Origin of the sequence: Dyella japonica (assembly GCF_040545895.1) — a bacterium.
In the GTDB taxonomy this organism is placed as follows: domain Bacteria; phylum Pseudomonadota; class Gammaproteobacteria; order Xanthomonadales; family Rhodanobacteraceae; genus Dyella; species Dyella japonica_D.
Map to the genome: position 1 here is coordinate 370,202 of NZ_JBEPMU010000001.1, position 11,303 is coordinate 381,504.

At 62.0% G+C, this 11,303-nt stretch carries 12 protein-coding genes; all 12 read right to left on the bottom strand.

Going from position 1 to position 11,303, the window contains the following annotated elements; all coding sequences use genetic code 11:
* Positions 1-615 precede the first annotated feature (615 nt).
* Positions 616-1,269 (bottom strand): ChrR family anti-sigma-E factor, encoded by a 654-nt coding sequence (locus tag ABIC75_RS01695; protein ID WP_354012135.1) that lies wholly within the window; start codon positions 1,267-1,269, stop codon positions 616-618.
* Positions 1,266-1,751, bottom strand: coding sequence for a sigma-70 family RNA polymerase sigma factor (locus tag ABIC75_RS01700; RefSeq protein ID WP_354012136.1), 486 nt, complete (start codon positions 1,749-1,751; stop codon positions 1,266-1,268). Before ABIC75_RS01700 ends, ABIC75_RS01695 begins: the two co-directional genes overlap by 4 nt.
* Positions 1,752-2,477: 726 nt before the next feature.
* A complete protein-coding gene (locus tag ABIC75_RS01705) occupies positions 2,478-2,993 on the bottom strand; it encodes a lipocalin family protein (protein WP_354013043.1) in 516 nt (171 codons plus the stop codon).
* A 30-nt stretch (positions 2,994-3,023) separates the two neighbouring features.
* Positions 3,024-4,112: an SAM-dependent methyltransferase gene (locus tag ABIC75_RS01710; RefSeq protein WP_354012137.1), complete on the bottom strand. Its 1,089-nt coding sequence runs from the start codon at positions 4,110-4,112 to the stop codon at positions 3,024-3,026.
* A complete protein-coding gene (locus ABIC75_RS01715; RefSeq protein WP_354012138.1) occupies positions 4,109-4,906 on the bottom strand; it encodes a DUF1295 domain-containing protein in 798 nt (265 codons plus the stop codon). The genes ABIC75_RS01710 and ABIC75_RS01715 overlap by 4 nt, the downstream gene beginning before the upstream one ends.
* A complete protein-coding gene (locus ABIC75_RS01720) occupies positions 4,903-5,436 on the bottom strand; it encodes a DUF2878 domain-containing protein (RefSeq protein ID WP_354012139.1) in 534 nt (177 codons plus the stop codon). Before ABIC75_RS01720 ends, ABIC75_RS01715 begins: the two co-directional genes overlap by 4 nt.
* Positions 5,433-6,731: a cyclopropane-fatty-acyl-phospholipid synthase family protein gene (locus ABIC75_RS01725; RefSeq protein ID WP_354012140.1), complete on the bottom strand. Its 1,299-nt coding sequence runs from the start codon at positions 6,729-6,731 to the stop codon at positions 5,433-5,435. Before ABIC75_RS01725 ends, ABIC75_RS01720 begins: the two co-directional genes overlap by 4 nt.
* Positions 6,728-7,516, bottom strand: coding sequence for a DUF1365 domain-containing protein (locus tag ABIC75_RS01730; protein ID WP_354012141.1), 789 nt, complete (start codon positions 7,514-7,516; stop codon positions 6,728-6,730). Before ABIC75_RS01730 ends, ABIC75_RS01725 begins: the two co-directional genes overlap by 4 nt.
* Positions 7,513-8,787, bottom strand: a complete 1,275-nt coding sequence (locus ABIC75_RS01735) for an NAD(P)/FAD-dependent oxidoreductase (RefSeq protein WP_354012142.1) — start codon at positions 8,785-8,787, stop codon at positions 7,513-7,515. Before ABIC75_RS01735 ends, ABIC75_RS01730 begins: the two co-directional genes overlap by 4 nt.
* A gap of 2 nt (positions 8,788-8,789) precedes the next feature.
* Positions 8,790-9,686, bottom strand: coding sequence for an acyl-CoA desaturase (locus ABIC75_RS01740; protein WP_354013044.1), 897 nt, complete (start codon positions 9,684-9,686; stop codon positions 8,790-8,792).
* Positions 9,687-9,806: 120 nt separating this feature from the next.
* Entirely contained in the window at positions 9,807-10,643 is an 837-nt protein-coding gene (locus ABIC75_RS01745; RefSeq protein ID WP_354012143.1) for a hypothetical protein, read from the bottom strand.
* Between the two features lie 203 nt (positions 10,644-10,846).
* On the bottom strand, positions 10,847-11,287 hold the full coding sequence (locus tag ABIC75_RS01750; protein ID WP_354012144.1) for a response regulator: 441 nt from the start codon (positions 11,285-11,287) through the stop codon (positions 10,847-10,849).
* Positions 11,288-11,303: the final 16 nt, after the last annotated feature.

The following is an 11,303-nucleotide window of genomic DNA, read 5'->3' on the forward strand; positions in this document are numbered from 1 at the left end:
GCGGACTGGGGCAACGATGTAGTGCGCAGGATGCTGCGAAGGGATCGAAAGATCGTCGGCTTGGTGCGTTGATACGGCGATGGTGGGAACAACGCGCGTGCTTGCATTCACCCTGCTCGGATGTTGGCTGGCTCGCGACGAGCGACATCCGAGCCCCTTGTCCGGGCACGGTCTTGCCGAAATGATGACTCGGCGGTACTTAGCCGAGTAGTCGATGAACTCAAGGCGCCCATGGGGTGTGGGCATGGCTTGAAAACGGTCTATCTAAAGCCTTGGCCATGATGCTGGATGTGCTTGGCAGCAATCTTGAGCTGCGCCTCGAGTCCCCGATATTGTGCGGCGCGCCTCAAGCTCGGCTTCATTTGGATACCACATTGCGGATGGCGAATGGCCGTGCACAGCGCGCGCTTACAAGCGTTCGCTGTGCACATGAGCATCGCGGTCGAGACTGTCAGTTGTTCGATGACGACTCTTTGCCGCCAGGGTGTCATTTCCCTCGATAGTCCGCGGCGCATCACGATGCGTCGACGCTCATGGGCTCGCGAAGGGCGCCGAAGCAGGCCGGGTCCTTTCTGCATGTTGCCGGGCCACGCAGTGGTTGTCTCGCTGTGTGCCCTACAGCTTGAACAGCGGCTGCAATGCCCGCGCAAGCCACCCTGAAAAACGCAAAGGCAGGTCGGTCGCTGCAACACACACGCAGGGCACGCCAGGCGATGTCACCGGTTGATGCTCTACGTCGCTGTCAAGGTCGGCCACATCGCCCGGAGCAAAATGGCCCAAGGAGTCGTCGTAGGCGCCCTGCAGGACCATGGTCAGCTCGTTGCCACCATGAGTGTGCATGGGTACGGAGCGCCCCGCAGCAATGCGCAACAACATCAGATGTCCGTCATCAACGCCGCGCGAACGAATGTGGTGCACGCCAGGTCCAATGGTTCGCCAGCGAAGGTCGCTGTAGGTTTCCCCGAAATAAGGCCAAAGCGGCTGCGGCAGGAGATCGTGGTCGAGACCGCGACGGACCGGCGCGGCCGTGGGCGGCGCCGGCCGCGCACCAAGCCGGCTCATGATGTCGTTGCGTGCTTCAGCCGACATCGACGCGCCTTCCTGCAGGCTGACCAATTGGCCTCCCACCGCATCGGCATCCAACATGCGCTCGCGGCAGCTTTGGCAGATGCTCAGATGCGCCGACACAACGACACGAAACGCTGCGGGCAGGGCGCCTGCCGAGTAACCGATCAACGTGCTGTCATCGAGGTGATGGTGCGGCTTCATGGCGCGCCCCTCAGCCCGGCCTGCAACTTGGCGAACGCGCGCCTCAGGTTGGACTTCACGGAACCCAGCGGCATGCCCAGCTCGTGGGCGATTTCGCTGTGGCTTTTGGCTTCGAAATACGACATGCGAATAAGGCGGGCCTGCGTGGCCGGTAGTTGGTCGATGGCGAGGGAAAGGCCAGCCTGGTCGGTGAATGCTTCGGTACTGCTCACGTCGTCTTCCGGTGCGGTCCGGTCGAGCCAGTCGAGGCCTTCCTGGATGTCCAGCCAGTGAGGCTCGCCCCGCACGCTGTCGATATAGAGGTTGCGAGCAATGCGGAACAGCCAGGTGGCGAGGCTGGCGCGCTTCGCATCGAACAGGTCGGCGCGCCGCCACATGCGAAGCATGGTCTCCTGCACCACCTCCTCAGCCTGGGGCTGTGGCACCTTAAGGCTCAGCAGATACCTGAGCAATCGCGGTGCGTAGTGATCGTAGATGCGCATGAAACATTCGACGTCTTGTCGCACAGCGACGCCGGCCACCTGGTCAGCCCAGTAGTACGCGTCGTCGGTTGCTGAGTTTGCGGGTCCTGACACGCGGCGAGCGGCCTCGAGAGGCCTTACCTTCGTAGGAGGTGGAGAGGAGGCCATCATAGCCATGCCTGGCGGGCCGTGGACACGCAAAGATGCCCGCCGCCACCGCCGCCAATCCTCGGGGGGAGCGGGAGGTGTACGGCAGCGGCGGCGGGCAGCAAAACGCAGGTCATGGTTCGTTGAGTGCTCGGATCATGTTGGCTATACGTGCCCGGCCATGTTTTGGATGCAGCTACTGCCCTGGGCGGGGTCGCTGGCACAGGGCGTTCGGCGGCGCGTCGGCGCTGTTCGCGGATTTCCCAGCATCTATCTTCGGGTTTGTTGCTTAAACAGGGAATGAGCCAAGCCTGCATCCTGCCATTCAGGGGCTTTCTCGCCCGATCACCGTCCATGAGCCGAGCGCAGTTCAACGAGCTTCTGGTTCGCGCGAAAATGAGGGGCTATAAACTAGGTGCGCTACGGTCGGATGCGCCGCTGCTCTAAACCGATGTGCCATCTGCGTGGATATAAGTGAACGCCGCGCATGCTCAGGACAAGCTTGGCGCTTGTTTGATGCCCAGGTGAGAGCACTGAGCAAACCCGAGTGCGCGGCGCGGTCTTGGATGTGACGCGGCATTCGCTTTCGGGATGTTCGATTCACCCCTGAGGCACTTTTCGCAGACGGCGCGTGTCGTAGCCCATGGCGGCAACGCGGGCGACCAGAAGGTCGTATTGCTGATCGGAAATCATCGGCGAGCGCGCCATGATCCAGACGTAATCGCGCTTGTTACGCGCCACAATCACGGTACGGTAATCGGGATCGAGCCAAGCAATGATGTATTCAGCTTTTATCGGCCACAGAAACTGCATGCCCCAAACCGCATTGCCGCTATTTGCATGCACAAACCCGGTGGCATGCATGGTTTTCAGCTTGCCGTCGAGCGCACCGTCTCGGTAAGTGAAGGTGGTTTGGATGCGGCCATCGGGGCGCAGGGTGTAGGACTCTACGGCATGGAAAGCATGCCGCTCGAAGTACGTGGGTATGGCAGCAATGACATACCAGTCACCCATATACCGTTGCACATCCACATGTGATACGGGAGCAATCGGCGCCTGGGCCGCGCAGCCGAACAGGGGTAGTGCGACAAGCGCGGCAGCAGCCAAGCCTTGCAATAAATGGCGCATGACACCTCCCTCCTATGGCTAGCGGTCGCGCACAAACCGGTAATGGGCGATCAGCCACTCCTGGCCATTTCGGTATCCGAACAGCTCCGCACAGGCCATCCAGAACATGCGCCAGCGTTGAAACCACAGCCTGGCGAGTGCGTCACTGCTGTAGGTCTCTTTGAATAGCGACAGCAGGGAGGCGCGCTGCTCATCCTGGCGGGCTAGCCACGCGTTTGCGGTGCGCTGGTAGTGGGTGCCGTCGATCAGCCACTGCCGATCGAGGCGCATGTCGCGCTGGAAGCAGAGCAGGGTATTTGCGGCTGGCATCAAGCCACCGGTAAAGAAGTGTCGCCCCATCCAGTTGTCTTCGCCCTCGGTTTCGAACGGATAGGCTGCGTGGCGATGAGCAAAAATGTGCACAAAAAGCCGACCGTCGACGCGCAACCAGCCCGCGACGCGCTCCATCAGGAGCTCGTGGTTCCGCACGTGCTCGAACATTTCGACCGACACGCACCGGTCATAGCTTTCACCAGGCAGATCGAGTGCATTGATGTCGCAAGTAATGACCCGCACGTTGCTCAAGCCGCGCTCATGGCACTTTGCCTGTATGTGGGCGCGCTGGGAGTGCGAATTGGACACCGCGGTAATGCGTGATGCGGGAAACCGCTGGGCCATCCATAGCGTGAGGGAACCCCATCCACATCCGAGCTCAAGTACGTCTTGTCCATCGAACAACTGCGCTCGCTGGGCATATAGCTCGAGCATGGCGTGCTCCGCCTGTTCCAGAGTGGTGTCTTTTTCCGGAAAGTAGCAGGCCGAATACTTCAGGTTCGGCCCGAGACAATGTTCGAAGAACGCCGTGGGTACTTCGTAATGCTGGGTGTTGGCTGCGTCGGTGTGGATGGCCATCGGACCGTGGCGCAGCGTACTGATCAGGCGCTGATGCCTTTCCTGGCCTGCGCTGACGCCTCCGCGATTGCATTCGGCCAGCCGTTGCGCACACAGACGGCGAATGCCCGCGCGCACCCATGCGTCGGGCAGCAGGCCGCGCTCGGCCAGCCCAAGCAGACCGGACGCAGGACGATCGGCATGGAGTTCGTCGGATGGAGCAAGGGTCGCGTTCATGAGGATGTCCTGGAGGCACCGGAACGTGGGAACCACGGAAACAGCATGGACGTGCTTTGCTGGTAGGCGCGGTAGTCGTCGCCCCGCGTTCGTAGCGCCTGCGCCTCGGTGTGAGGAATGCCACTGATCCAGCGCAGGAACACGTACATCACAAGTGGGCCGGACCAGGCCAGCCAGCCGATCGGCGAGCCCACTGCAAGCGCGACGTAGCTCAACCAGTGCAACCACTCGAAGAAATAGTTCGGGTGACGCGAGTAGCGCCACAGACCCGAGCGACAGGTCCTGCCGTGCTGAGTCGGGTCTGCGCGGAAGGTGGCAAGCTGCCTGTCGGCGAGCGACTCCAGGGCGACACTGGCCAACCAGATCAGCACGCCCAGTGCCGTCCAGACAGTCACGTCGTTGACCGGATTGCAGGCCACTGCCATGAAGGGCAGGGCGAACAGCAACACAAGCAATGCCTGAGCCTGAAAGAACAGGTAGAACTTGGCCTGGCTGTTTTGCCAATGCGCGCGCAGCTGGCGATAGCGCCCGTCTTCTGATTCGCCACTCACGCGGCGCCACAAATGCGCTGTCAGACGCCATGACCACACGCCGCCCATGAGAGCCAGCAGCAGGCGAGGCAAGGCCGCGCCGCTGCCCGTGACGGCCATCAGTATTGCAGCGACACCCAGGCCGCCAGCCCACAGGACGTCCACGATCCCCGCGTTGCGACGACGGCGTTGCCAAGCCCAGCCCAGCGTCATGATCACCACCATGATCACGCCGACCCATAGCAGTTGCATCGCGCCGCTCATGTCCGGCTCGATTCATCGCGTCGTGCGTCGTATTGACTCAGTGCGCCCAACAGCGGCAGCGCCAAGGCCCAGCAGGCGGCGATCCAAGGCAGGCCGGGCCAGGACGACACCTGCACCGCGCCCCATCCACGTGCGGCGGCAAGATAGGACATCGGCGCACCGAGGCCGCCAGCCAGTGCGGCAAGCCATGGCCGGCTCCGCAACACCGATAGCGATCGCGGGATGGTCGTGGCGAAGCACGCCCACAACATCAGGATCCACACCGGTGCGCCCTGGGGCGGCCATGCAGGTACTCGTGAGGCGTAGTCCAGCCAGCCGGTGGAGGCCGCCACGCCATCGACCAGCAGGCCCATCAGCAGGGCCGCCACCAACAGGCGCGCGTCTCGCGAAGGGTGTTGCGAAGTCAACAGCTGGCCCAGCACGAACACGGCGCCGGCAAGCAGTGGCAAAGCGAGATGCGCTTGTGCCGCGCCTCGCACGAGCAGAAACCATACCGACTGGTAGCCTACGAGATTGATCCAGAACGTCATGCGTGCAGACCTCCATCGCGCGCCGTCCACCGCGCCGCGAGTGGCTGCGCACCGGGTTTGGCCAGAAGCAGGTGCGAAACACCGATAGAGCGCTCCAGGAAGCCGCCTTCGCAATAGGCCAGGTAGAACTCCCACAGGCGAAGAAAGCGCTCGTCGAACCCCTGCGCGCGCGCCTCGGCCACATGGGCAAGAAACCGGCCACGCCAGGCATGGAGCGTGCGGGCATAGGAGAGGCCGAAATCTTCCTGATGCACCAGCGCCAGGTCGCTGGCGCGCGTCTTCGCGGCCAGGATGGCACTCAATGACGGAATGAAACTGCCGGGAAAAATGTGCCTCTTGATGAAGTCGACCGACGCCAACGCCTGCTCATAGCGGTGGTCCTCGATCGTGATGGCCTGAATCAGGCCGATGCCGCTGGGCTTGAGCAGCTCGCTTAGCTTGGCGAAGTAAGCGGGCAGGTAGCGCGCACCGATCGCCTCGATCATCTCAATGGATACCAGCTTGTCGTACTGGCCATCCAGGTCACGATAGTCTTTCAGCAGCAGGTTGACGCGATCGCTCAAGCCGGCGTTGGCGATACGCTCGCTGGCAAGCGTGTACTGTTCATGCGAAATGGTGGTGGTAGTGACGTGGCAGCCATAGTGTTGGGCCGCATGCAACGCAAAGCCGCCCCAACCCGTACCGATCTCCACCACGCGATCGCCAGGCTTGAGGTTCAGCTTGCGACAGATGACGTCGAGCTTTCGCGTCGACGCAGATTCGAGAGTGTCTTCGCCATCGCTCCATAAGGCCGACGAGTACATCAGGTCCGTTGACAAGAACAGCGCGAAGAACTCGTTGCCAAGGTCATAGTGCGCGGCGATGTTGCGGCGTGCGCCGGCGCGGGTATTCTCGCGCAAGGCGTGCCAGGTCCGCATGGCGAGTCCGCCCAGCTTGGCCATGCCGCTTTCCATGCCGTCGAGCAAATCGCGGTTGCGGACCAGCAGCCTCACCAGGCCGACCGGGTCGTCGCAGCGCCACCATCCCTCTGCATAGGCTTCACCTGCGCCAACGCTGCCATTGAGGGCCAATGCCCGATAGAAGCGCATGTCCTGCACATGTACGTGCACGCGCAATCCGTCCGGGCTTTCGTTGGTCGAACCTACGTCGATGTCGCCGACGGCATCGCGCAGACCCAGCACGCCATGGCGCAAGCCTCGCATGGCCTTGAGCAGACGTTCCCGCAACACGCGATCGACCCATCCGGGTTGTGTGTCGGCCGCACTCAGCAGGTGCTCTTTGGCAATTTCAGTCATGACACTTCCCTGGGGTGCGGCCTGCCGTGGCCGGCTGGATGTTCGTAGACGGGGGCGCGTTTAAGCCATAGCCTGAGCGCCTGCCAATGGATGGCACCCATGACCTGAGCGGTCATGAGTGGATAACGCCAAAGCACACGTCCAAGCGCATGGCGACTCAGTGGCTGGCGCCGCAAGGACAGCGTCGCATCGAACTCACAGGTATCGCCGTCTCGCACTTTCATGTGCACCCGAAGATCGTCGGCGGGCGGCGTGAACCGCCAGTCATAGCGTCTTGCCATGGCCATGAAAGGGGAGACGTGGAACTGTTTGTCGAAGTTCCAGGCCATGGTGCGTCCACGACGCCATGCGCGATCGGCCGTCAGCACGTAAGCGTGGCGTTCACCCCACGGCGTATTGGTAATCTCGGCGACGATGCAGGCTAGTGTGACGCCATCGGTTTCGTAGCAGTAATAGAAGACAACGGGATTGAATACATACCCTGCATATCGCGGGTGCGCGAGCATGCGGATGGGGCCTGTGGGAACCAGGCCGGCGTCACGGCGCACGCGTTCGCGGACGGCGTCTGCAAGCGGCAAGTCCGCAGGGCCGAGATAATCCTTCCGTCGCCACTCGGCGAGGTTGCGGCGATTGGCCGACCACAGCGGATGATGACGAAAAACCGTCTCAATCTCGTCCAGGTCCAACAGCAGCTGCGCCATGCGATAGCGGAATGCATGCTCGCGGGGGGCATGGCGCCGATGCGTTACCGTGCCCTCGTACACAGCGCTGGCCAGGGCGCTCATGAGCAGGGCTCCAGCGTGGCCTTGGGCAAGCGGACCAGGGAGCAGAGCGCCTGCGCCACTTCCATCGCGCTGCGCACGCCGTCCTCATGGAAACCCCAACCCCAATAGGCGCCGGCGAACCATGTTTGCCGTTTTCCCTGGATCTCCGGCTTGCGCGCCTGCGCAGCGACAGAGGCGGTTGTGTACACCGGATGGCTATAAGTCATACTTCGCAGAACTCGCTGCGGGTCGATGGATTCGGTCTGGTTGAGACTGACGATCAGTGGCTCGGGTGCATCGATGCGCTGCAGCAGATTCATGCAGTAGCTGACCGTACATGCGGCCTCCGGATCGAGGGGAACCACTGCGTTCCAGGCCGCCCATGCCTTGCGGGAGCGCGGGAGCACCCGCGTGTCGGTGTGCAGTACAACCTGGTTGGCTTCATAAGGCATGGCGCCAAGGATGTCCCGCTCCTGCTCGGAAGCATCCGAGAGCAGCGCAAGAGCCTGGTCACTGTGGCACGCCATCACCACATGGTCGAAAGTCTCGACTCCCTGGTTGGAATCGATCGCGACGCAGTCGCCGCGGCGGACCACCGAGCGCACGGGCGAGGATAGGCGCTCCTGGACACTCCAGCGCCGACGCAGGGCGCGCACATAGGTCGACGACCCACCTTTCACCACTTGCCACTGCGGACGCCCGCTTACTTGCAGCATTTGATGATTGGCCATGAACTGCACGAGATAGCGTGCGGGAAACTGGAGGATCTGCCGGGATGGCGACGACCACAAGGCCGACGCCATCGGAACCAAATGATGGTCGCGGAACGTGTGCCCGTAGCCGTTCTGCAGGAGATAATCACCGAGTGTCGGGCCAGCGCCCGGCTGGTCGAGCAGCGCCGGCGCTTCCCGATAGAACCGGAACAGATCACGCACCATGCCCCAGAAACGTGGCGACAGTAGATTGCGTCGCTGGCAGAACAGCGTGTCGAGAGTGGTCGCGTTGTACTCCAGGCCGCTGGCTTCATGCCGGGCCGAGAAGCTCATGGTGGTGGCCTGCGATGGCACACCCAACTCGTCGAACAGGGCGTTCAGCAGGGGATAGTGCACCGGGTTGTGCACGATGAACCCGGAGTCGACCACGTACTCCTTGCCAGCGAGTTGAACGTGGTGTGTATGCGTGTGACCGCCGAGGTAATCGCTGGCCTCGTACAGTGTGACAGCGTGTTCGCGGGATAGCAGCCAAGCCGAGGCGAGCCCTGCGATGCCCGAACCGATGACGGCGATGCGCATGGCTAGTACTCCGCCTTGCGCTGCACCCAGGCGGGCACGGGCTTCAGGTCCCACACCAATCCAAGCAAGGCCAGAAAGCGCAGGCCGTACCAGGTGAGATCGATTTCCCACCAGCGGAAGCCTTGTCGCGCCGAGCCGGGATAGAAATGGTGGTTGTTGTGCCAACCCTCGCCAAACGTAATCAAGGCAAGCCAAGTGTTGTTGCGGCTGTCGTCATGAGTAGGGAAGCGTCGGCGTCCAAAGCGATGGGCCAAAGAATTAATGGTGACCGTCGCATGGAACAGCACAATGGTGGATATGAAAAATCCCCAGACGAGCATCTGACCGCCACTGGTTCCCCACGAGGGCGCCAGCACGTGGAGCAGGGAGCCGAACCCGAACAGCAGAAGGGCGAGCGCGACGGGTACGACCGTGTCATACCGATCCAGCCAGCGAAGTTCCGGAAAACCGCGCAGATCGGTGACGCGATCCAAATCGGTGCGGAAGGCCTCCGATGTCAGAAACCAGCCCGCATGACTCCAGAGAAAGCCGTGAACCGTGGGGGAGTGGGGGTCGAGCGCTGTGTCGGCGTGCCGATGGTGGTTGCGATGATGCGCAGCCCACCATAACGGGCCACGCTGCACACAAGAGGCGCCGATCAACGCAAACACGAATTGCACGGCGCGCGAGGTTCGGAACGCGCGATGCGAGAAGTACCGGTGATAAAACCCAGTGAGTGCAAACATGCGGATGGCGTAAAGCGCTGCCGCGGTCAACATGGCCACGGGCGATGTGCCGACCAGGATGACGCCGAGACACGCCAGATGCATAGCGACGAAGGGAATGGCACGCACCCAATCGATGCGGCGCGGGTTGGAGCTCGCCGCACCCTCGGCGCCCGCATCGAACCACGCGCGCATGCGCTGTGCCAGGGAACCGCTTTTCGACAAGGCTTGCTGGGAAAGCGGGTGGCTCATGGACGGGTTCCGCCGTTGAATATGTCTTATACGACGCGAAGCATGGATCGGATGCACTACCGCTCAAGGCGAACAACGCGACGTGAGGGGTAGTCGAGCGGCTGACTCGACTTCGGCACGCGTGGGTGCTGGCTCGACGGCATCCAGAGGAAATCGAATCTGCACGCGCTGGCGATGGCCTTGCTCGTCTCGAATATTGCTGATCCCTACAAATTCCTCGAGGCGGCGATCGGCGCTCGCGTAGGTCAACCGCAAGGACGGGGCAATGGCACCCAGAAACCCGTCGAGGCCGAGGCGAAATTGGCGCGATTCACTGCGAGAGCTGGCCAACGGTTTGAGCTTCAGATCCAGATAGCCAAGCCGACCGGGAACCACAAAGGCCGCTTGTACGCCCTCGGGTCGATTCAATGTCGCCCAGCGGGACTGTACGAACGCGTCAAAGCCTGCATCGACGACTGTGTCGGGACGCGACGGAAGGGCCGCGGACCGGGTTGTTGCATCGGCACGATCCCGCACATAGACACGCCACGCTCCTGGCATGCGCGTCGCGCCCTCCAAGTAGCCATCACGCGCGTCCTCGAAGGTGAAATCCGGAGCCCAGGGTTGACCCGAATAGTGCAGCCACTTTCGCGCAAATGGCTGGCCGTTGGGGCAGCGATACAGGACAAGCCGCGTCAGCGTCCCTTGTTCCCGAAATAGCCAGTGCTCCTCCCGGTAGCGGATCGGACCGCCATCGGCAGCGTACGCTATGCCCGAATAATGCGATGCGCCTTCAAATGAGCCGGCATACAACAGGTCCGGTGCCATCAGCGCCAGGCAAGAAATCGCCAGCCTCGGGACTGCGGAACGAATGGATGCGCGGCGTGCCACGGGAGTGAGGAACGCGGAGTGAGTGCTCATGTGGTTCAAAACCGCCCTAGGAAATGGATGCGCTTGATCAGGTCCATCGCTGGATAGTGGCAAGCCGGGATCTCCTTCACTGGCAGTTTTATAGGTCAGGCTTGACGCCTTCATCCTGTTCACTTTGCGATGGCACCGTCGCGATCACGGAAACATCCATCTCGATGCCTGGGTGAGGGAGTTGCATAGAGAAAAATGCATCTTCATTCCACGCCTCGACCGCAGATAAACGAGCCCCTGGCCCCTCCTTGCCGGATCTTCGAGTGATCAATCTCTGCGGCCAGCTCTCTCAGGCAGAAGGGCTTTGCCAGCACTGCGACATTCGCAGGCAGTTCCACAAGAGCCTGTCTAGGCTCTGCTGTCACGACGATGATGAGCAGGCGTTCAAAGAGCCTGCGGGCCATGGCCGCTAGAGCAGATCCGTCCATGGTTCCCGGCATATTCACGTCAGTGAGCAGGAGATCGAAGGGCCCGGCCGTGTGGAGATGGACAAGCGCCGCATCGGCATTGCTTACGCCGATGGCTGCAAAGCCGAGCTCGCCGAGCATGGCGCAGAAGAGGTATCGAAGGTCATCGCCATCCTCCACGACCAGAGCCAGCGGGATGGTCGCTCTGCCATCGGTTTCGGTGTCGATTGAAGTCATGATCAATCCCCGCTCT